Genomic DNA, 21,258 nt, shown 5'->3' with positions numbered 1-21,258 from the left:
CTATTCTGCCCGCGCCTCTGTCTACAAAGGTCGGGCGACTGCACACAGATTTATTACCTGGAACCCGGCTGTACATTGCGTACCGCCTCATCCACCACCGCCGTACCACACGAGGGCACCGCTTCAATTTTCAAATCGTGCTGTTTAATCCAGCTACGCAGCGCCCCAGCCTCCACCGGATTAGCCGGGCCATCCGGTCGCTGCGGATGAACATGCCCACGCCACATCAACAGCAAAAGGCTCTGCATTAACTGAGGCAAATTACCTGCGTAAACAGGCAGACGGCACAGTTCTGCGACCTGCGCAGGCCCCTGCGCCAAACGCTGCAGCACAGGTGATAACAACTCCGCCGGACCGTCTATGTCACCAATGGGGGTCCTGAATACCTGCCCGCCCGAATGCGGGGCTGCCGGCATCAACTCAAAAACCATTTGGCTGATGCGCTGAACGCACACTTCTGCCGTCAGCGCTTGCGGCTGCTTCTGGAACAGGTCCTGACGCTGACGCTGGCTGCGGGCCAGATCTTTCAGTGTCTCGCGTACAGCGGGGGACGAGACATTGGCAATCAATGCCTGAGCTGATTGCGGAATCGACAGCGCTTCGATCATTTCAAAGGCATTAGCGCTGTCCAGATAGGTCAGGCCAAACTGCGCCGCCATGCGATGAACATCAACCGAATGCTGCGGATTCCAGTGATCGCTGAGCAGATCATGGGCCAGATAGGCTTTATTCATCTTCTGCAACTGAGTAAGGCTGGCGCTCAGCGTTGGCTGATCATGGAAGACTCCGGCCAGATCCAGACGTGTCAGCAAATCTAAACCTGCCCCCATGTTTTGCTCGGAGGTTCCGGACAGGCTATGGGCCAGCTCGTTGAGCAACTTCTGCACCGGCATCATCTGGGTCGAGCCCGGATGACACATATAGTGCAGATAGAACAGTCCTTTAGGCTTCAGGCCGCGCTGAACAGCCTTAAGCACCTGCTGTTGCGTAGATGCTGGTATCCACGACCACACACCGTGACTAACCATAAAGTCGAAGAACAACGCATTACTTTGAGCGAACTCAGCAAAGTCCGCCTGAATGAAACGCAGGTTCTTCAGCCCAAGCGCTTCGGCAGACTGCCGGGCAAATGCGATGTGCTGCGCATTGAAATCCACACCGACAAACTCGCCCAGCGGGTTGCATGCTGCGGCCACCAGCAGATTAACGCCCAGCCCGCAGCCCAACTCGCAGTAGGAATAGCCCTGGGCGATATCCGGCACCTGCAACCCTTTCAAGGTGGCAACGGTTGCCAGCCACACCGGCTGAATTTCCTTATGGAAATGCGCAGGATAGGTGACATCCGTTACATAGCCGCTCTGTTTAGCACTCACGCAAACCTCATTACCGCCAGCAGGATCAGCAACCTGCGAATACGAAAATTCCCCGGCAGAAACTGCCGGGGAATCATTGGCCCGCTATAACCCTTAGAACGCTTGGGTCAGCGAGAAGATGTAGCGACGACCATCCAGGTTGTAGTTGAAGCCGTCGTCTGTGTTGACCTTTTCATTAGCCACGTTGTAAACGCCGGCCTTCAGGGTCAGGTCCTTGGTCGCCTTGTAGCCCAGCCCCACATCAAAGAAGCGATAAGCTGGGTAAGTCACGCCGTTGCTGGAAGAACCACTGGTGCCGGTCTGCCAGCGGCCGGAAGTCGAACCACGGTAGTTGAACTGAGTCCAGGCATTCAGGCGCTCGGTAACGTCCCAGTCTAGGGAGGCGTTGAAGCTGTGCTTGGCGGTGTCATTAAGCGCTTCACCTTTGTAAACACCGGACTTCTGCTCAGTTTCGGTAAAGGTGTAGCTATGGCGGTAAGTCAGGTTGTCCAGGATTTTGTAGTCCAGAGTCCACTCAATACCGCGCAGCTCGGCTTCATCCACGTTCTCGTTGGCGGTGTAGCCACGATCTTCATACGGATAAATAGTGCCATTCCACTCACAGACCTTGTTAACTGTGTCGCAGATGTTGCCGGTACGGTTCACCTTGTCTTTGTAGTCGGTGACATACACGGTCAGGGTGGATTCCAGACCCCAATCGAAATTCTCGTAGGCCAGACCGATTTCCTTGTTCAGGCTCTTTTCAGGCTTGAGGTCCGGGTTACCAATCACTGTACCGCCCATGGAGGACAGTCCGTAATCGTTGGCAGCGTTACGCAGATCAGGTGCCTTGAAACCGGATGTCACACCGCCTTTGAGGGTGAAGTTCTCGTTGATGTGATAAACACCGTAAACCTTCGGACTGAAGTGATCACCGAACGCCTGGTTATCGTCATAACGGCCGCTCAGGGTCAGGGTGAAGTCATCCGTCATCGACCAGCTGTCTTCCAGGAAGAAAGAGTTCTGATAGCGGTTCATTTCAACAACCGCGTTCGGATCAGCAACGATTGGCCGCTTCAGACCGTTGGAGGAGCCGTCTTTCAGGTCTTCATACTTGTGAGTCAGGCCAGCAGTAACTGTGTGGCTGTCAAAGAAGTACGTACCTTGCGTGTTGACGGTCAGCACGTCATAGGTGATGCCCTTGCCGGTAGTGGCATTCAGGGAAGTTTTGTTTTCGGACTTGTCGTAGTTAACGTACGAGTTAGTGTTCAAGCTGCCATAAGAGCCTTCATGGGCCAGGAAGTAGTTTTCCTTCACCGACTCGCGATAGCTCTTAGTGCCATCTTCAGCGATGCTCTTGCCCGGGTTGGAGGTGCGCTCCTGCTTGGAGTAGGTATGCCCCAACGTCAGCAGGTTGTCTTCGTTGATGTTCCAGGACAGTTTGCCGCCGATGTTTTCTTTCTCGTAGTCCGGGTCGCTCGCAGAGCTGTCGCTGCCTCCAACAAAGTGACTTTCCTGCTGATCATGAATCGCGCCGTTGAGCTGCAGAGCCAGCACATTCGGAATCAGCGGCAGATCAACATAAGCGCTGGTCTGGAAGGCGTTTTCATTCACATCGTTCTTTCTGTCAGCAACGGTATATTCACTGGTGATGCTGCCGCGAATCGTGTCACCCACCTTCTTGGTGATGATATTGACCACACCACCCATCGCGTCGGAACCATACAAGGCGGATGCCGGGCCGCGAATCACTTCGATACGCTCAATAGCTTCAATCGGCGGCAGGAAGTTGATTGGAGTACCGGCCTGAGCGCCTCGGATACCGAACGCATCATTACCCTGAACAGGACGACCATCAATCAGGAACAAGGTGTAACCGGCTGTCATGCCGCGGATCGAGATGGACTGTTCAACACCGCCGCCGATGATTTGCACACCAGCCACATTCTTCAGGGCATCAGTCACGTCGGTGTAAGAGCGCTTTTTCAGCTCTTCAGCGCTGATTACGGAAATGGAAGCCGGTGCATCTTTCACGCTTTGCTCAAAGCCAGCGGCTGTCACTACAACAGTCTCCAGCTCCATCGGCTCTTCTGCATACGCCACGCATGCCATGGATGCGACAGCGGCAGCCAACATGGTTTTACTAAAACGTGGCTGCAATCTGGATACGGACTGGTGTGTACTGCGTGACATCTGTGTCTCCCGGGGTGCCTGAGTGAATATCGCTGGGGCGAGACAAACACGAAGCGTACAGCTCGTATTTCTCTGCTGAATTTCAGGACTCGTTCGGTGCGCAGGAAAACACAGAGGCACCGATCGCGTAGTCGGCGCAGATGATATACATCACCAAATGATAGTAAATCTCATTTACAAAGAATACACTTTCAACTTGAACCTAAGTCGCAACCCTTTGTCACCATTTTCTGCCCAGAGAAAACCGCCCTGCCGCTCCACCATACGGCGGGCGATTGACAGGCCCAGGCCAAATCCATCACCACCAGGTCGCGCAGCACTTAGGCGAATAAAGGGTTCGAAAATCTGGTCCAGCTTATCGGGATGTACTCCAGGCCCCTGATCCTCAATCGACAGCAGCCAATAGTCCCCTTCACGCTGGCCACTCAAGCCCACTACTCCGCCCTCCGGCGAATAGCGAATGGCATTGCGCAGGATATTCTCAAGCGCCTGGGCCAAGCCGTTAAGGTGCCCGAGAACCTGACAGTCCTCCGGAAGGTGGCAAGGCATTTGTTCCAGCGGCCAGCCGGTTTCGAAACTGGCGTTCTCTCTTACCACGCCCCACAGGTGGCTGACATTAACCGCTTCCAGCGGCAATTTGAGTTGTTCGTCCCCCATCCAGACGAACTCCAGTGTGTCAGCCACCAGCTTTTCCATGCCCTCGACTTCCAGCTCAAGGCGCTGGCGCATGGCCTCAACATCCCGCTCACTCTCTGCGGCAACCCGCAAACGACTTAAGGGCGTGCGTAACTCATGGGACAGGTCGTGCAGCAGTTGGCGCTGATACTTGACCGTACTCTCAAGGCGTCCCGCCATCTGATTAAAAGCCCGGGCCAAACCACCGAGTTCATCCCGCCGGGCAGTCGCTTGAGCCCCTGCGCGGGCAGACAGATTTCCCGCGCTCAAGGCATTGGCCTGATGATGGAGAATACGCAGCGGCCCGATCAAAATACGGTACAGCAACAGGCCCACAAGCAGTGCCAGCACGATCGGCACAATACGGTGCAAGATCAGCTCCCACATTGGCATATTGCGTCGCGGATCTAATCGTTGCGGCAACTCAATGGCCAGATACCCATCAAGCCCTTGCAACGGCACAAGAAAACTTGGGCGACTACCCGGGCGGCCAAACATACCGTCCAGGTTTCGGGCATAGTTGAGACGGCGGCGTTCCTCTTCACTAAGCGCTCTGGATGAGTATGAGTGAAACTGACTGTCCAGCACCGCTGCCCAGACCTGCTCACGGTCCCAGAGGCGGATAAGAAACGCATCAACACCGCTGCGTCCGCCGTCAAACCAGGCCTGCTGAGCCTCATCGCGCCAGCTCAACAGCTCCTGCCTGGCCTCTTGATCCAGACGTGCGTTGGCCTCATGCAAACGCGTAAACAGGTCCACATTAAGGCTGATTAGCAGCACGCAGAACAAACTCAGCACAGCCACCAGTTTCCACAGCAGTGAATGGCGTGAGGGTAAAGTCATGCGTCCAGCCGCGTCAGGACATAGCCCTTACCCCACACCGTATCGATGCGCCCTGCCGTATAACCGATGTCCTGCAATTTGCGGCGGATATGACTGACATGCATATCCAGACTGCGGTCATGCCGCGAGTAAACCCGGTGCAAAACCTGCTGGTAGAGAAACGGCTTGGTCAGCACCTCACCCTCATCTCGGGACAGTGCTTCCAAAAGCCGGTATTCGGTGGTGGTCAGACCAGCCCAGACGCCCTGCTTCGAGACATCCGTACGGCGCTCATCAAACTGCAGTTGAGGGTCTGCGCTGAAACTGGCAGGCTCCGAACGCTCGTAGGCCACACGGCGCAGCACTGCCTCGACCCGCACCTGCAGCTCATTCAAACTGAAAGGCTTGGGCAGGTAATCATCCGCTCCCTGGCTAAAACCAGCGATGCGGTCCTGCTCCTCTCCCAGCGCCGACATTAAAATTACTGGTACGCCATTGTTCTGGCGCAGCAGCTGTAATGCCTCCAGACCACTGACAGCGGGCAGCAAAATATCCTGCAGGATCAGATCAAAGTTGCCGCTGCGAGCCAACTCAAGCCCTTCCCCACCATCCTGACTCAGAGTGACCTGATAGCCCTTATCCGTGAGGCATTTTTGCAGGTGTGATGCCAACAAGGGGTCATCCTCGACCACCAATATTCGTGCAGCAGGAGCATGACAGGACAACGCGCAGCCCTCGACTAATCTAAATGCGAATTATTCTACCTAGATTTTGTCCCTACTCACCTAAAGATTCTCACGACATGAGTCGCTACACTGCCTATTCAATCTCCAGGAGGATCTTGCATTGAAGGATTTGGGCATCAAAAGCCGGGTACTGCTACTCACGCTACTGCCAGCCACGCTGCTCGCCTTGATACTGGGCGGCTACTTTACATGGATGCAATGGTCGGGCCTGCACGAACAACTGCTGCAGCGCGGCCAGCTGATCACCCAACAGCTGGCACCTCTCAGCGCCCCTGCACTGAGCACAGGCAAGCAAGACATTTTGCAGCGCATTGCTGAACAGGCACTGGAGCAGCCAGATGTGCGCTCCGTGAGTTTTTTCAGCGCCGACCGCAGCCTGCTGGCCCATTCCGGCCCACGAATGCTCAGCCCTATGCCTGCGCAAAACCAACTGTTGGCGCAAAACTCCGGCCAAGAGTCGACCCGTTTTCTGATGCCGGTCTATCAACACCACCTCAACCTGACCAGCGAAACGCCTCTGGCCCCCAATAATCCGCCGCTGGGCTGGGTAGAACTCGAACTGTCCCACACCAATACCCTGGTCAGCGGCTATCGCAGCCTGCTGACCAGCATCCTGCTGATCACCATGGGTTTGATCATCACCGGCTTGCTGGCAGCACGGATGAGCCGTTCCATCAGCTACCCGCTGCGGCAAATTCAACGGAGCGTCGCTCAGCTTAAAGAAGGCAACCTGAAAACCCGCCTGCCACCATTAGGCAGCCAGGAGCTGGATGAACTGGCCGCTGGCATCAACCTCATGGCCGAGTCCCTGCAAAACGCACAGGAAGAGCTGCAGCACAGCATTGACCAGGCCACCGAAGACGTTCGTCAGAATCTGGAAACCATCGAAATCCAGAACATCGAGCTCGACCTGGCACGCAAAGAGGCGTTAGAAGCCAGCCGCATCAAGTCCGAATTCCTCGCCAACATGAGCCATGAAATCCGCACTCCGCTCAATGGCATTCTCGGATTTACCAATTTGCTCCAGAAAAGCGAGCTCACCCCACGCCAACTGGACTACCTGACCACCATCGAAAAATCGGCTGACAGCCTGCTGGGCATCATCAACGAGATTCTCGACTTCTCGAAGATCGAAGCAGGCAAGCTGGTCCTCGAAAACATTCCCTTTAACCTGCGCGACTTGCTGCAGGACACCCTCACCATCCTCGCGCCGTCGGCCCATGCCAAACAGCTCGAGCTGCTCAGCCTGGTGTACCGCGACACGCCCCTCTCGCTCATTGGTGATCCGCTGCGAATCAAACAGGTTCTGACCAATCTGGTCAGCAACGCGATCAAATTCACTCAGGCGGGCAGCATTGTGGTCCGCGCCATGCTTGAGGATGAAAGCGCGGACCGTGCCCAATTGCGCATCAGCGTGCAGGACACAGGCATTGGTCTGAGCGACAAGGACTTGCGAGAGCTCTTTCAGGCCTTCACCCAGGCGGACAACTCCCACAGCCGCCAGGCTGGCGGCACCGGTCTCGGACTGGTTATTTCCAAGCGCCTGATTGAACAAATGGGCGGCGAGATTGGCGCAGAAAGCACCCCGGATGAAGGCTCAGAATTCTGGATCAGCCTGAGCCTGCCCAGAGCCCGCAATGACGACGATGATTTGCCACAACCGCAACTGGTCGACCGCCGCATCGCCATTTTCGAAGCCCACGAACTGGCCCGCCAGGCTCTGCAACACCAGCTCGAAGACTGCGGCATGCGGGTAAACAGCTATGCCCGCTTGCCTGATCTGATTGACAGCATCCGTGACTCCCAGATTGGCCCGGACCCGATTGAGTTCGCCGTGTTGGGTGTCAGCAGCCAAAGCTTCTTGCCAGAACACCTGGAAAGCCCAGTACAGGAGCTCAAAGTTCTTGGCTGCAACACTCTGCTGCTGTGCCCGACCACAGAGCAAGCGCTCTACCAAAACCTGCTCGACGACCCGCACCAACAGCTGCATGTCAAACCGGCCTGCACACGCAAGCTTCAGCTCTCACTGGCCGGACTGATCAATCCTTCCCAGCAGCAGTTCAGCGAGCGCCCCGTTTATAACGGACATGTCCCACAGATCCTCTGCGTGGACGACAACCCGGCCAACCTCCTGCTGGTGCAGACACTGCTGGACGATCTGGGGGCCAAGGCACATACCGCCGAGAACGGCTATGAAGCAGTGGAAATGGCTGGGCAACAGCACTTTGACCTGATCTTTATGGACGTGCAGATGCCCGGCATGGATGGCCGTCAGGCCACTGAAGAAATCCGCCGCCAGGAAGCCCAGAACAGCCTCCCGCACACGCCCATCATTGCCCTGACCGCACATGCCCTGGCTAACGAAAAGCGCACCCTGCTGCAATGCGGAATGGATGATTACCTGACCAAGCCTATCAACGAGCGGCAGCTGGCGCAGGTGCTGCTCAAGTGGACCGGGTTCTCACTCAGACAGAACAGCGAGCCGCGCACAACTGCCCACTCAGGCGAAGCCTCTAAAGTACTTGATGCGGAAGAAGGCCTCCGCCTCGCTGCAGGCAAGGCCGACCTGGCCAAAGAAATGATAGGCATGCTGCTGGCTGGGCTGGATAACGATCGCCAGGCCATTCTCCAGGCACGACAAAACAATGACCGTGATGCTCTGATTGAACGCGTGCATCGTCTGCACGGTGCCACCCGCTACTGCGGGGTACCACAGCTGCGTGCGGCCTGCCAGCGCTGCGAAACCCTGCTCAAGCAAGACGACCCCGGCACTGCGCAGGCCTTGGAAGATCTGGACAACGCCATACTCAACCTGGCCAAAGCTGCCCAAGCTGACGAGGTCAACTGACCTGCTGCTGCGCTCAGGCTGGCCGCAAAAGCCAGCCAGACGCGCATCTGCCGACAAAAGTCCCTATCATTCGCACACTTTTGGAGGACTCATGGCCGAACACGACTTTCGCTACAACCTGCTCAACCCCGAACACACCCTGATTGAATGCCGCGCCCTTGCCCCGGGCCGCTATCAAGTCACTGGCAACGGCGGCTCGATTCAAAGCGGCGACACGCTGCTGGTCAGCCTCAAAGGCAGCCGTGACCTGTCCATGCGCTTGCACACTGATAAAGTCCGGCACCTGATCAATCCGCGCGGCCAGTGGGTCGCGGTAGCCACCGGACCGGCATTTAAAGAACTGGCGATCTTTAATTGGAAGGTCGACTGCGACAGCTGCGGCAAGCAACTAGACTTTGAATTTGCTGTCGATGCAACGCTGGGCAAAAAAGCCCATGCGCCAGCTGCTGAGGCTCGCATCAAGGAGCTTGGCTGGCAGAATCAAAGCGACAAGCACCTTTGCCCCGCCTGCATGACCAAGGAGGCAACATGAAACCATTACTGACAGCCTGCCTGCTCCCTGCCGCACTGGCCGGATGTGCAAGCTCCGCCCCACAGTTACAAACTGAGCGCACCTATCAAGTAGAGTGGATTGGCGAACGCCCTCTGATCGACCGCAGCCACCTCACCATTACGCTGGGAGATGACGGACGTGCCTACGGCAACGCAGGCTGCAACCACTGGTTTGCCAACTACACGCTGGAAGGCCATTCGATACGTTTCGAAGCGCCGGGCAGTACCCGGAAGATGTGCGCACCAGCGCTGATGGAACAGGAATCACGTTTTCTTTCCAGCCTCAGCCAAGTAGAACGCTGGGACTTTTCTGCTACTGAGCAGCTGCAATTGTGGCCTGCGTCTGGCAAGCCACTGCGGCTCTGGCCAGAGAGCCAATAGCCGCAGGAGGCAACCTCTCAACCTGAGGCTCAGGTTGAGAGGTTAAGTGGCTTAGAACACGTTGACCGGGTAATCCACAAACACCCGCACTTCATTACCATCGGCGTTGTAGTTGCTGGCGTTATTGGAAACGCGCAGAACCGAACTACGCACACGCACACTCAGGTCCTTGGCCGGACCGTTCTGCACCACATATTTCACTTGGTTGAAGATCTCACGCTCGCTGCCATCACCACGACCGGAACGGTCATTGATGTTGTCACCACGTACGTAAGCGGTGCGCCAGCTCAAACCTGGAATCCCATAGGAAGCGAAATCCAAGTCATACGCCAGCTGCCAGGAGCGCTCGTCTTCGGCGTTAAAGTCAGACCAGTAGGAGTTGGCCAGGAAGATACTGGTGCCACCGTCACCGACCCAACCGTTACTCTGATAACCGCCGTAGTTGTAGCCGCTGTCACCGGTGCTGCGCTGATGCGCCAAGGTAATGGCATGTGCGCCAAAGGCATAAGTCGCCGCCAGGCTCCAAATGTTGTTTTTGCCGCTCTGGCTGCCATCTGTACCAACATTCAGCGATTTACCGAAGTCACTGTCAAAGCTGCTGTAGTAATCATTGAAATCCAGCGTCAGTGAACGCCCTTCACTGATCGGGATGATGTAGTTCATGTTGACGTAATGACGATCCAGCACGTTGTCGACATTGGTGCCGTAGTAAGACGCCTTGAAGTTATCGGTGAATTGATAAGCGATCCCCCACACGTCGAGTCGATCCAATTCACCACTGTCGCGGGAACTGGTGCTCTTGCGGGTTTCCTGAGTAAAGCGGCCGACGTTGATTTCCAGACCTTCGATTTCTTTCGAGGTCAGCAACGTACCGGTGAAGCTTTCAGGCAGCAGACGCGAGTTGTCGTAATTCAGCACAGGGAATTGCGGCATCTGATCACCGTACTTCAGCACGGTGTTGGATACGCGGAATTTCACCGCACCGCCCAGACGGGACAGTTGATCAGCGGCCTCACCGCTGTCACCGACTTTGAAGAAGTCGATACCACCGGCGCCAGCCCTGCCCTTACCGCCATCCAAGCGCACTGCATACAGCGCAAATGCATCAACCCCTACACCAACAGTGCCCTGCGTAAAGCCGGACTTGAAGTAGGCTTCAGCTGTCTGCCCCCACTCGGCCTTATCATCACGGCCATTTTTGTAATCGCGATTGATATAAGCATTGCGAAAGAACAGATCCAGATGGCTGTCTTCTACAAATCCCTGAGAGTCGGCTTGCCCTTCTGCCATTGCCTGCGTAGCGGCCAGAATCCCCAGCGCGAGTACGCCCGTCCTTGCTCCTAACATTTCTAAATCCTCGTCTTTCTTGTAACCAGCAAGCTGGTATTAATGCGTCGATCAAATGCAAAAGGAGCCTTTAGGCTCCTTTTGTTAACACTAGCAAGTCAGTCAAGAAACGTATAGAAACACTTTCTCAATGAATGATCTGGCTTAGGAATAAGCGGGTACGTTCATTCTGCGGATTGGTGAAAAAAGCATCCGGTTCGTTCTGCTCAACGATCTCTCCGCGGTCCATGAAAATCACCCGATTGGCGACCGTGCGGGCAAAGCCCATCTCATGGGTGACACAGAGCATGGTCATACCGTCCTGCGCCAACCCGATCATGGTATCCAGCACTTCTTTGACCATCTCAGGGTCCAGCGCCGAGGTGGGTTCATCAAACAGCATGATCTTCGGCCGCATACACAAGGCCCGGGCAATCGCCACACGCTGCTGCTGACCGCCAGATAACTGTCCTGGATACTTGTGCGCCTGCTCAGGGATGCGCACCCGCTCCAGATAATGCATGGCAATTTCTTCAGCCTTACGCTTTGGCATTTTGCGTACCCACATCGGGGCCAGTGTGCAGTTTTGCAACACGGTTAGGTGCGGGAACAAATTGAAGTGCTGGAACACCATGCCGACTTCACTGCGAATGGTCTCGATGTCTTTCAGATCACTGCTCAGCTCGGTGCCATCCACCACAATCCGCCCCTGCTGATGCTCCTCAAGACGGTTGATGCAGCGAATGGTGGTGGACTTACCGGAGCCGGAAGGCCCGCACAGCACGATGCGCTCCCCCGGCTGAACATCCAGGTTGATGTCCTTGAGCACATGAAACTGGCCGTACCACTTATTCACGCCCTGCAGCTGAATGATCGGCCCTGCGTTTGCCTGTTTGTTGGCTTCACTCATTGACCTGACTCCTAACGTTTGTGGCCGGTGTCCAGCTTACGCTCCAAGTGCAAGGAGTAGCGGGACATACCAAAGCAGAAAATCCAGAAGATAAGCGCTGCAAAGACATAGCCTTCAGTGGCCATGCCCAGCCAGGCCGGATCAGTCGTGGCTTGTTTGATGCTGTTAAGCAGGTCGAACAGGCCGATGATGATCACCAGACTGGTGTCTTTAAACAGAGCGATAAAGGTGTTGACGATGCCGGGAATCACCAGCTTCAGCGCCTGCGGCAGAATCACCAGGCCCATCATCCGCCAGTACCCCAGGCCCATTGCTGCGGCCGCTTCGTACTGCCCTTTGGGAATCGCCTGCAAACCACCGCGAACCACCTCCGCGATATAGGCGGACTGGAACATGATCACCCCGATCAGCGCTCGCACCAGCTTGTCAAAGCTCATGCCCTCCGGGAGAAACAGCGGCAGCATTACCGAAGACATAAACAGCACAGTGATCAGCGGAACGCCGCGCCAGAATTCGATAAAGGTCACGCAGATAACCCGGATTGCCGGCATATCCGAACGCCGCCCCAGCGCCAGCAAAATGCCCAACGGCAAAGCACCGGCAATGCCGACAGCAGCAATCACCAGCGTTAGCATCAGCCCGCCCCAACGGCTGGTCGGCACTACCGAAAGCCCGGCAAAACCACCATGCAGCAACCAATACGCCAACACCGGATAAATCAGCAGAAAGCCGATCGCGTATTTGATCTTCTGCGGCATCTTGGGCACAAACAGCGGTGCCGCCCCGATAATGGCCAGCCACAGGGTCAGATCAACCCGCCAGCGCAACTCCTCCGGGTAGAAGCCGTACATGAACTGCCCGAAACGCTGCTGCACAAACACCCAGCACGCCCCACCGCTGGTGCAGTCAGCGCGGCTGGTGCCGACCCAATCGGCATCAATAAATGCCCACTGAATCAGCGGTGGCACCAACAGCCACAGCAAGTACAGGGCAAACAGCGTTAATAAAGTGTTGAACCAACCGGAAAACAGATTAGCCCGCAGCCAGGCCATCGCCCCAACACTCATGGCAGGCGGCGGCAAGTCAGGCTTGAAATGATGAGTCTGCATACCTGCCCCCTATCGCTCAATCAGCGCAATGCGGCGGTTGTACCAGTTCATCAACAGCGAAATGCTGATGCTGATGGCCAGGTACACGCTCATGGTGATAGCAATCACCTCAATCGCTTGCCCGGTCTGGTTCAACACCGTACCGGCAAACAACGAGACCATGTCCGGATAACCAATCCCGGCTGCCAGTGATGAGTTTTTAGTCAGGTTCAGGTACTGACTGGTCAACGGTGGAATGATCACCCGCATCGCCTGCGGAATGATGACTAAACGCAGCGTTTTTGTTGGCGGCAGCCCAAGCGAGTGGGCAGCCTCAGTCTGACCGTGATTGACCGCCTTGATCCCCGAACGCACGTTCTCAGCGATAAAAGCAGCGGTATAGACCGTCAGTGCCAGTGTCAGCGCCAGCAGCTCAGGAATCAGCACCCAGCCGCCACGGAAGTTGAATCCAGCCAGCTCCGGCACGCTCCAGCTCACCGGACTCCCCAGTAGCAACGCCACCACCCCCGGCAATCCCAGCAACAATGCCAGCGACGCAGGCAGTAGCGGGAATGTCTGCCCACTCTGCTCAAACCGGGCCCGACTCCAGCGCACCAGCAACACCACGCCAATCACAGCGACCAGCACGGCCACACTGAAGGCCGCAAAACTCTCCGTAACATTGGGAGCCGGCAGGTACAGGCCCCGGCTGTTAAGGAAGAAGCTATCCGCCAGACTCAGACTCTGCCGTGGCCCCGGCAGCGCCAGCATCACCGCGAAATACCAGAAGAAAATCTGCAGCAAAGGTGGGATGTTGCGGAAGATCTCGATGTAGATTGCAGCCAGCTTATTTACCAGCCAGTTCGGCGAAAGCCGAGCTACCCCAATCAGAAATCCCAACAGCGTGGCCAGGACGATACCAATGGCCGAGACCAACAGCGTATTCAGCAAACCGACTACAAATACGCGGCCGTATGAGTTGCTTTCTTGGTAAGGAATCAGGTGCTGGGCAATACCAAAGCCAGCGCTGTTATCAAGGAAGGCAAAACCCGAAGTGATCCCGCGTTTTTCAAGATTGGCCTGGGTGTTCTCGAACAGGAACCAACCCAACGCCACCACAGCCACTACAGCAATAATCTGGAATAACCAGGCGCGTACCACCGGATCAGTCCAGAAAGAGCCTCCCGGGCGTGGGATATCTGCTCTTGTATGCATAACTAGGCCTCACAGAGCGCCAATGCCCGTGAACGCCTAAAACCACAGGGCTTACGCCCCGATGCGGAATAAAGAGTTAACAGCGGGCATTGCACGTTCACCAGTAGAACCATGCCGGCAGCCATTGCTGGCTACCGGCACCATGGAGGTCAGCGCACCGGTGGTGCGTACTGCAAGCCGCCTTTGTTCCACAGCGCGTTGAGGCCACGCTCGATTTTCAACTCACTGCCCGCACCGACGTTGCGCTCAAAGACCTCACCGTAGTTGCCAACCTGTTTGACGATTTGCACCGCCCAGTCCTTCGGCAGCTTCAGGTCTTTGCCAAACTCACCCTCAGCCCCCAGTAGACGGGCAACATCCGGGTTCTTGGTGTTTTTTGCGAGATCGTCGACATTCGCCGAGGTCACACCCAGCTCTTCAGCATTGAGCATGGCGAACAGAGACCAGCGCACGATATCGAACCACTCTTCATCACCCTGACGCACAACAGGGCCCAGAGGCTCCTTGGAGATCACCTCAGGCAGCACTACATAGGAATCAGGATCCGCCAGTTTGATGCGCTGGGCATACAACTGCGACTGGTCTGAGGTCAGCACATCGCAACGGCCCGCCTCAACCGACTTGGCGCTCTCATCAGAAGTGTCGTAGGTGATCGGTGTGTACTTCATACCGTTAGCGCGGAAGTAATCGGAGAGGTTCAGCTCAGTCGTGGTGCCTGCCTGGATGCACACCGTCGCGCCATCCAGCTCTTTGGCGCTGGCCACACCCAGCTTTTTGTTCACCAAAAAGCCCTGACCGTCGTAATAGGTAACACCGGCGAAGTTCAGGCCCAGTCCCGCATCACGCGAGCTGGTCCAGGTGGTATTACGCGAGAGAATGTCTACTTCGCCCGACTGCAAAGCGGTGAAACGCTCTTTCGCCGTCAGCGGGCTGTACTTAACCTTTTTCGCGTCGCCAAAGACAGCCGCCGCCACAGCGCGGCACACGTCAACATCGATTCCCAGATAGTTGCCCTTACCATCTGCATACGAGAATCCCGGCAATCCATCACTGATGCCGCATTGAACAAAACCCTTCTTCTGAATTGCGTCCAGCGTAGCGCCTGCAAAAGCAAACGAGCTGGCTCCAAGAGCAGCAGCAGCGCACAGTACGGCCAATGTTGACTTCACCATCTTCATATTGAATCTCCAGTTGCTTTTATTTTGATTGGAGTCTGGACTGCCTGCGACTTGTGATCAGAGGCAAACCTGCTTCGAGTCTAGTAGCCGTTTTCCCCATCGGCCATAAACTCCCCCCAACCCTCCCTAACGACTCATTAAAGGCAGGTCAAAATCGCTAAACACGTCACAACACACTGGCTGAGCGTCAGTCAAAAGCCCTGAATGAAGAGGGTAAATTTGGCCTGCACCCGCCCTTCTTGGTTCACAAATCAAGCACAAAGGCGTAAAGCAAAGCCCATACCACAATAAGAAAATAGCTATAAATACCTTCACGATCGACGACAAATCACTGAATATGCTGGAGAATTGTCCGCGCTAAATTTCAGCCTGCTTACCCAAAGGACAAATCCCAAGAAACACGTCTGCACCACAGCGGAGCCCCTCATGAGCGAACCCTTGATCCTGCACCCAAACCGTGATGCCGATGCCTGTGTGATCTGGCTACATGGCCTGGGTGCCGACTGCTATGACTTCCAGCCTGTTGCACAAATGCTGCAACAACGCCTGCACACCACCCGTTTCGTTTTGCCTCAGGCACCAACCCAGCCGGTAACAATCAACGGCGGCTACGCCATGCCAAGCTGGTATGACATCCTCGCCATGAGCCCGGCACGCGCAATTAACCATGATCAACTTGAAGCCTCGGCACAGCAGATCATCAGCCTGATAGAGGCACAGCGTGACAGTGGCATTGATCCCTCGCGGATCATCCTGGCGGGTTTCTCCCAAGGCGGTGCAGTGGTTCTGCATACAGCATTCCTGCGCTGGCAGTTCGCACTCGGTGGCGTCATGGCGCTGTCCACATACGCGCCGACCTTCAACAGCGAACTGGCTCTCTCGGCAGACAAACTGCAGTTGCCGGTGCTGTGCCTGCACGGCGTTTACGACGACATCGTCCTGCCTGCCATGGGCCGCGCCGCACACGACTTCCTGCAATCAGCTGGTGTCAATGTGCAGTGGCGTGAATACCCAATGGGTCATGAAGTAATAAATGAAGAAATCCGCGACATCGCACTGTGGCTGGAGAAGCGCCTCAGCCAGTAGCCGCGTTAGCACTCTGACCGACTTGCCACAGAGCGCCACCACAGGCCGCAACATTCCTGGCAAGTTGGTCAGAAAGTGTGAGCAAATCAGCAAACTTTGCACGTCACCTCAGACGCCGACTTAAGACCATTGTCAGTGCCTTTTACTAGGACTATGGTCTTGCTCTTCTGTCGTGCCGGAAGCCAGATCCGCACGGCCAGACCCAACCCGGCGACTTCGACAATGAAACGTGCCCCATGGCAAATCAGCCTGCGGCAGCTGCGGCAAATGCCTTTGTTTCATGATGTACCGCTGCGCAGCTTCCACGCCTCGCTCAAGGCCTTCAGCCCTTACAGGCTCATGCCGGGCGAAGTGCTGCTGTCACCTTTCAAACGCAACCAGTACCTGTACCTGTTGCTGGAAGGCCAACTCAACGTCTACCTGGAATCGCCAGACAGTCACTCAATCAGCACCCTGCATCCGGGCGACTGTGTTGGAGAGCTCAGCTTTATCGACAACCTGCTGCCCTCCGCCTATGTGATTGCCCCGGAGCCTTGCCAGATTTTGCGTCTGCACCACAGCGCACTGCCGCTGCTGAGCCAAATCGCCCCGGAACTGATGCGCAACTTACTGATAATACTGTGCAGCCGGACCCGCAGAGCCGACCGGATGTTCCGTGACAGTGAGCTGAGCGCCAACATCGACGCTCTGACCGGCATTTATAACCGGCGCTGGCTGGAGCATATCTTTGAGCGAGAAAATACCCGCAACGCTTTTGATCAGCGGCCGTTGTCGTTGCTCATGCTGGATGTCGACCACTTCAAAGACTACAACGACCAGCACGGCCACCTGGCCGGCGATTATGCCCTGTCGATGGTCGCGCACACCCTTAGCCAGCAACTGCGCCCCCACGACACCCTGGTTCGTTATGGCGGCGAGGAGTTCGTCATTCTGATGCCTTCCGTGCTCGATGAAGCCTGCGTCATTGGCGAACGCATGCGCAGCGCACTGGAACAGATCGAATGGTTTCACTCCCAAGTGGGCCTACTGCCTGGGGTGACGATCTCCATTGGGGTCGCACAGCACCACCCGAAAGACTCCCTCCTAACCCTCATCGCCCGCGCCGACAAAGCCCTTTACCGAGCCAAACGGTGCGGGCGGAATAGCCTGCACTGCTGACATTTACAGATCGCTGAGCACACAGCTGGCTTGGACAAAGCTGCAAAATCGCCGGATTAACCCTCTAAAACAGTCAAGAACCGGGACAATGCTTCGCCATACCGGCGACATGCTTTACACTGTGGCCCGTTCATTCCTTAACCAATTGACGAGATGGCCGTGCTCAAAGCACTCAAAAAGATTTTCGGCAAGACCGAAAACCCCACGCCCAACCCTGCTGGTCAACCTGAAGCGCCCAGCGCCAAACACGTCAAAGAAGAGCCCAAAGCGGAAAAATCCGGCCGCCCAGCCAAAGCACGTGGCCAGGCAGCCAGCGGTAAAGCTCCGCAAACTAAAGGCAAACAGGAACGTCCGCGTCGCGAACAGCCTGTAAAACCGGTGGATACCTGGAAGCTTGAAGACTTCGTGGTTGAGCCAGCCGAAGGCAAGACCCGCTTCCATGATTTCAACCTCTCCCCCGAGTTGATGCACGCTATTCATGATCTGGGCTTCCCGTACTGCACGCCGATTCAGGCACAAGTGCTGGGCTATACCCTCAACGGTCGTGACGCCATTGGCCGCGCACAGACAGGCACCGGCAAAACCGCTGCCTTCCTGATCTCCACCATTACTCAACTGCTGCAGACGCCTCCGCCTAAAGAACGCTACATGGGCGAGCCGCGCGCACTGATCATTGCGCCAACCCGCGAACTGGTGGTGCAGATTGCCAAAGATGCTCAGGCGCTGACCAAATATTGCGGCCTCAACGTCATGAGCTTTGTCGGCGGCATGGACTTCGATAAACAGCTCAAGCAGCTGGAATCGCGCTACTGCGACATCCTCGTCGCCACACCAGGCCGTCTGCTGGACTTCAACCAGCGCGGTGAAGTGCACTTGGACATGGTCGAAGTAATGGTGCTGGACGAAGCCGACCGCATGCTCGACATGGGCTTTATTCCGCAGGTCCGCCAGATCATTCGCCAAACCCCGATGAAGGGCGAACGCCAGACCCTGCTGTTCTCCGCCACCTTCACCGAAGACGTGATGAACCTGGCCAAGCAGTGGACGACTAACCCGGCCATTGTCGAAATCGAGCCGGAAAACGTCGCCAGCGACACCGTTGAACAGCACGTCTACGCCGTAGCTGGCAGCGACAAGTACAAACTGCTGTACAACCTGATCACCCAGAACGACTGGAGCCGGGTGATGGTGTTTGCCAACCGTAAGGATGAAGTACGTCGCATTGAAGAGCGCCTGACCCGTGATGGCGTCAGCGCAGCGCAAATGTCCGGCGACGTGCCGCAGCACAAGCGGATCAAAGTGTTGGAAGGCTTCCGTGAAGGCAAAATCCGCGTTCTGGTGGCCACCGATGTTGCCGGTCGCGGCATTCACATCGACGGCATCAGCCACGTGATCAACTTCACCCTGCCGGAAACCCCGGACGACTACGTACACCGTATCGGCCGTACCGGTCGCGCTGGCACCAGCGGCACCTCCATCAGCTTTGCCGGTGAAGATGACGCCTACGCTCTGCCCGCTATTGAAGCGCTGCTGGGCCGCAAGATCGCCTGCGAAATGCCGCCAGACGAACTGCTCAAAGCTGTTCCGCGCAAGAACTGATCGGCGGATAAAGAAAAGGCGAAGCTCAGGCTTCGCCTTTTTTGTGCGCACTGAAAAGTGTTAGCCGCGCTGGACACTGATCGTGTGATGATCAAAACCCTGCGCCACCAGATACTGCCAGGCCTGCTCCACCGCTTCCGGCAAATCAGCAGCTACCTGAAAACCGGCCTGCGGATACAGCTTGATGCGCTGAATATCACCGACCATTTCCGCAATCACCCCGAACACCCCAACGGCGTTGGCGATTCCGTCTGGAAAGCCATAATCCGGCGCATCCACCCACGCCGTTAGCTCCGGCCAGCGAATGGGTAAGGTCAGCTTTACCCGGCGAATCGAATTGGGTTTGGTTAGAAACGTAGCACTGCGCACGTGCGCAAACAGCTGCCGGGTAAAGGCAATGTTTTCGGCAAAATTGGTTGCACGCGCCTCCAGAGTGAACTGATCGGGGCTTACACCAAGCGCCACAGCACGCTCCGCGAAAATCTCAGCCTCAGGCCTCGTCCACAAATGCCGCGTCCAGTTGCCGGTATTGCCTGAGAACACGATATGCCCGGCAACGCCTTGATTAAGCAGCTCACAGGCATAGTCGCAAACCCGCAGATCATAGCTGCCGCAGACGATCAGCAGCTCACACTGCGCATGACTGCGCCTCGCTGATAGATAGTCCCAGAGCACTTGAGCCTGGCGCAGTGTTTCGGTCATACCACCTCCTCCCTGAGATGCCTGTCAGCCGTCAAACAACTCCAGCTGTACCAGCTTGCCGCGCAAATCGTGCAAACGCACACCTACACCCAGCAGTCGGACAGGCTTGTTGCCTCGAGCAAACGCACTGGCCAGCAAACGCCGATAACTTTCCAGATCACGTCCGGCACCACTTTGTTCCAGCGTAGTCTGGGTGAAATCGTGAAACTTCACTTTGACGAATGGCTTGTCCGGCCGGTAACTCGCATCCAACCGCTCCAAACGCGTCTTGAGTTGCTCGAGTAAATCCGGCAACTCATCAAGACAGGCTTGTAAATCCGGCAAATCAGCATCGAACGTGTTTTCCACGCTGACCGACTGTCTTCGACTGTCATTCTCCACCGGGCGGTTATCAATGCCTCGCGCCAGTTCCCACAGCCGTTCACCAAAGCTACCGAACTCTTTGGCCAACGCCAGCTTGTTCCATTCACGCAAATCACTGCAGGTGCGAATGCCGTGCCGCCCCAGCTTGTCGGCCGTCACCTTGCCCACACCATGCAATTTACTAACGGGAAGCGCGGCGACAAAACCCTCCACCTCGTCCGGCGTGACCACAAACAGCCCATTAGGCTTACGCCAGTCGCTGGCGATCTTGGCGATAAATTTGTTGGGCGCCACGCCCGCGGACACTGTGATGTGCAGCGTCTGCCACACTCGCTTGCGAATCTCCTGAGCAATCCGCGTAGCACTGCCAGAGAAGTGCGGACTGTCACTGACATCCAGATAGGCCTCGTCCAGCGACAGCGGTTCGATCAAATCGGTGAACTCACGAAAGATGGCGTGAATCTCCCGTGAAACCGACCGGTAAACATCCATTCGCGGCTTTACGATCAACAGATCGGGACACAACTTCAGCGCCTGAGCCGATGCCATGGCCGAGCGCACACCATACGCCCGCGCCTCGTAGTTACAGGTCGCAATCACCCCACGCCGCTCAGCCGAGCCCCCTACCGCAATCGGCTTTCCTGCCAAGGACGGATCGTCACGCATCTCGATCGCGGCGTAAAAGCAATCACAGTCAATGTGGACGATCTTTCGTTGGCTCATAACTTAATTGTGCGGATACAGATCGAGACAGGGCAGCGGGGTTAACCAAGGGTATAACCACTTTTCGCCGAGAAAAACATGAGGCAACGCGGGCAAGCAGTGGTGTGAGCCTCAGTAAAGGCAGGCAGCAAAAAGGCTGGGCACTCACCAGCACCCAGCCTCTGGATTGTACAGCCTTAAAGCTGCTGCCGCGCTTACTGCCCTAAGTTTGCCTCACGGGCTTGCAAAGCGCTGGCGATGGTTTGCAGGCTGTCGGCAGGCAGCAACACCGCCGACGGAGCAATTAGGCAAATGTTAAAGTAGCGGCCTTTCGTTATCTGGCGAGTAAACCCGCTCAGCCG

17 protein-coding genes are annotated in these 21,258 nt (G+C 56.2%); 6 read left to right on the top strand and 11 right to left on the bottom strand.

Annotation, left to right across the window (positions count from 1 at the left end; genetic code table 11):
• Positions 1 to 53: 53 nt before the first annotated feature.
• The 4 genes from AO726_RS12755 to AO726_RS12740 all read right to left on the bottom strand — a co-directional run bounded on the left by AO726_RS12755 (position 54) and on the right by AO726_RS12740 (position 5,767).
• Positions 54 to 1,373, bottom strand: coding sequence for a class I SAM-dependent methyltransferase (locus AO726_RS12755; RefSeq protein ID WP_058068445.1), 1,320 nt, complete (start codon positions 1,371 to 1,373; stop codon positions 54 to 56).
• A 93-nt stretch (positions 1,374 to 1,466) separates the two neighbouring features.
• The gene (locus tag AO726_RS12750; RefSeq protein WP_241492105.1) at positions 1,467 to 3,545 is read right to left on the bottom strand and encodes a TonB-dependent receptor domain-containing protein; all 2,079 of its coding nucleotides are present in this window, start codon (positions 3,543 to 3,545) and stop codon (positions 1,467 to 1,469) included.
• 174 nt (positions 3,546 to 3,719) lie between these two features.
• Positions 3,720 to 5,063 carry a HAMP domain-containing sensor histidine kinase gene (locus AO726_RS12745; protein WP_058068444.1) on the bottom strand — a complete coding sequence of 448 codons (1,344 nt, stop codon included), beginning with the start codon at positions 5,061 to 5,063 and terminating at the stop codon, positions 3,720 to 3,722.
• Positions 5,060 to 5,767 (bottom strand): response regulator transcription factor, encoded by a 708-nt coding sequence (locus AO726_RS12740; protein WP_058068443.1) that lies wholly within the window; start codon positions 5,765 to 5,767, stop codon positions 5,060 to 5,062. Before AO726_RS12740 ends, AO726_RS12745 begins: the two co-directional genes overlap by 4 nt.
• Positions 5,768 to 5,888: 121 nt before the next feature.
• Here AO726_RS12740 and AO726_RS12735 point away from each other — a divergent pair, with 121 nt between their 5' ends.
• The 3 genes from AO726_RS12735 (at position 5,889) to AO726_RS12725 (ending at position 9,569) form a co-directional block, all read left to right on the top strand.
• Entirely contained in the window at positions 5,889 to 8,636 is a 2,748-nt protein-coding gene (locus tag AO726_RS12735) for a response regulator (RefSeq protein ID WP_058068442.1), read from the top strand.
• A 91-nt stretch (positions 8,637 to 8,727) separates the two neighbouring features.
• Entirely contained in the window at positions 8,728 to 9,168 is a 441-nt protein-coding gene (locus tag AO726_RS12730) for a hypothetical protein (protein ID WP_058068441.1), read from the top strand.
• Complete coding sequence (locus tag AO726_RS12725) at positions 9,165 to 9,569, top strand: META domain-containing protein (RefSeq protein ID WP_058068440.1); 405 nt, start codon at positions 9,165 to 9,167, stop codon at positions 9,567 to 9,569. Before AO726_RS12730 ends, AO726_RS12725 begins: the two co-directional genes overlap by 4 nt.
• A 51-nt stretch (positions 9,570 to 9,620) precedes the next feature.
• Here AO726_RS12725 and AO726_RS12720 read toward each other — a convergent pair whose 3' ends face one another.
• The 5 genes from AO726_RS12720 to AO726_RS12700 form a co-directional block, all read right to left on the bottom strand.
• Positions 9,621 to 10,916, bottom strand: coding sequence for an OprD family porin (locus AO726_RS12720; RefSeq protein ID WP_058068439.1), 1,296 nt, complete (start codon positions 10,914 to 10,916; stop codon positions 9,621 to 9,623).
• 127 nt (positions 10,917 to 11,043) lie between these two features.
• On the bottom strand, positions 11,044 to 11,805 hold the full coding sequence (locus AO726_RS12715) for an amino acid ABC transporter ATP-binding protein (protein WP_058068438.1): 762 nt from the start codon (positions 11,803 to 11,805) through the stop codon (positions 11,044 to 11,046).
• Positions 11,806 to 11,816: 11 nt separating this feature from the next.
• Positions 11,817 to 12,914: an amino acid ABC transporter permease gene (locus AO726_RS12710; protein ID WP_058068437.1), complete on the bottom strand. Its 1,098-nt coding sequence runs from the start codon at positions 12,912 to 12,914 to the stop codon at positions 11,817 to 11,819.
• A gap of 9 nt (positions 12,915 to 12,923) precedes the next feature.
• A complete protein-coding gene (locus tag AO726_RS12705; protein WP_058068436.1) occupies positions 12,924 to 14,108 on the bottom strand; it encodes an amino acid ABC transporter permease in 1,185 nt (394 codons plus the stop codon).
• Positions 14,109 to 14,257: 149 nt separating this feature from the next.
• A complete protein-coding gene (locus AO726_RS12700) occupies positions 14,258 to 15,286 on the bottom strand; it encodes an amino acid ABC transporter substrate-binding protein (RefSeq protein ID WP_058068435.1) in 1,029 nt (342 codons plus the stop codon).
• 426 nt (positions 15,287 to 15,712) lie between these two features.
• Between AO726_RS12700 and AO726_RS12695 the strand changes: the two genes are divergently transcribed.
• From AO726_RS12695 to rhlB, 3 genes are all read left to right on the top strand, one after another.
• Positions 15,713 to 16,372, top strand: a complete 660-nt coding sequence (locus tag AO726_RS12695) for an alpha/beta hydrolase (RefSeq protein WP_058068434.1) — start codon at positions 15,713 to 15,715, stop codon at positions 16,370 to 16,372.
• Positions 16,373 to 16,594: 222 nt separating this feature from the next.
• Positions 16,595 to 17,530: a GGDEF domain-containing protein gene (locus tag AO726_RS12690; protein ID WP_058068433.1), complete on the top strand. Its 936-nt coding sequence runs from the start codon at positions 16,595 to 16,597 to the stop codon at positions 17,528 to 17,530.
• Between the two features lie 159 nt (positions 17,531 to 17,689).
• Complete coding sequence (gene rhlB, locus AO726_RS12685; RefSeq protein WP_058068826.1) at positions 17,690 to 19,129, top strand: ATP-dependent RNA helicase RhlB; 1,440 nt, start codon at positions 17,690 to 17,692, stop codon at positions 19,127 to 19,129.
• 60 nt (positions 19,130 to 19,189) lie between these two features.
• On the opposite strand, the gene AO726_RS12680 is transcribed toward rhlB, so the two are convergent.
• Together AO726_RS12680 and dinB are read right to left on the bottom strand one after the other, a co-directional pair.
• Positions 19,190 to 19,831: a YdcF family protein gene (locus AO726_RS12680; RefSeq protein ID WP_058068432.1), complete on the bottom strand. Its 642-nt coding sequence runs from the start codon at positions 19,829 to 19,831 to the stop codon at positions 19,190 to 19,192.
• 24 nt (positions 19,832 to 19,855) lie between these two features.
• Complete coding sequence (dinB, locus tag AO726_RS12675; RefSeq protein WP_058068431.1) at positions 19,856 to 20,917, bottom strand: DNA polymerase IV; 1,062 nt, start codon at positions 20,915 to 20,917, stop codon at positions 19,856 to 19,858.
• Positions 20,918 to 21,258: the final 341 nt, after the last annotated feature.

This window comes from Pseudomonas sp. TTU2014-080ASC (assembly GCF_001446935.1).
Classification (GTDB): domain Bacteria; phylum Pseudomonadota; class Gammaproteobacteria; order Pseudomonadales; family Pseudomonadaceae; genus Aquipseudomonas.
This window is presented reverse-complemented; position numbering and strand designations above follow the sequence as displayed.

Excerpts from the sequence above, each read along its gene's own strand:
- AO726_RS12750 (WP_241492105.1), bottom strand. The coding sequence starts at position 3,545 with ATGTCACGCAGTACACACCAGTCCGTATCCAGATTGCAGCCACGTTTT.
- AO726_RS12745 (WP_058068444.1), bottom strand. The coding sequence starts at position 5,063 with ATGACTTTACCCTCACGCCATTCACTGCTGTGGAAACTGGTGGCTGTG.
- AO726_RS12730 (WP_058068441.1), top strand. The coding sequence starts at position 8,728 with ATGGCCGAACACGACTTTCGCTACAACCTGCTCAACCCCGAACACACC.
- AO726_RS12725 (WP_058068440.1), top strand. The coding sequence starts at position 9,165 with ATGAAACCATTACTGACAGCCTGCCTGCTCCCTGCCGCACTGGCCGGA.
- AO726_RS12720 (WP_058068439.1), bottom strand. The coding sequence starts at position 10,916 with ATGTTAGGAGCAAGGACGGGCGTACTCGCGCTGGGGATTCTGGCCGCT.
- AO726_RS12715 (WP_058068438.1), bottom strand. The coding sequence starts at position 11,805 with ATGAGTGAAGCCAACAAACAGGCAAACGCAGGGCCGATCATTCAGCTG.
- AO726_RS12710 (WP_058068437.1), bottom strand. The coding sequence starts at position 12,914 with ATGCAGACTCATCATTTCAAGCCTGACTTGCCGCCGCCTGCCATGAGT.
- AO726_RS12705 (WP_058068436.1), bottom strand. The coding sequence starts at position 14,108 with ATGCATACAAGAGCAGATATCCCACGCCCGGGAGGCTCTTTCTGGACT.
- AO726_RS12700 (WP_058068435.1), bottom strand. The coding sequence starts at position 15,286 with ATGAAGATGGTGAAGTCAACATTGGCCGTACTGTGCGCTGCTGCTGCT.
- AO726_RS12695 (WP_058068434.1), top strand. The coding sequence starts at position 15,713 with ATGAGCGAACCCTTGATCCTGCACCCAAACCGTGATGCCGATGCCTGT.
- AO726_RS12690 (WP_058068433.1), top strand. The coding sequence starts at position 16,595 with ATGAAACGTGCCCCATGGCAAATCAGCCTGCGGCAGCTGCGGCAAATG.
- AO726_RS12680 (WP_058068432.1), bottom strand. The coding sequence starts at position 19,831 with ATGACCGAAACACTGCGCCAGGCTCAAGTGCTCTGGGACTATCTATCA.
- dinB (WP_058068431.1), bottom strand. The coding sequence starts at position 20,917 with ATGAGCCAACGAAAGATCGTCCACATTGACTGTGATTGCTTTTACGCC.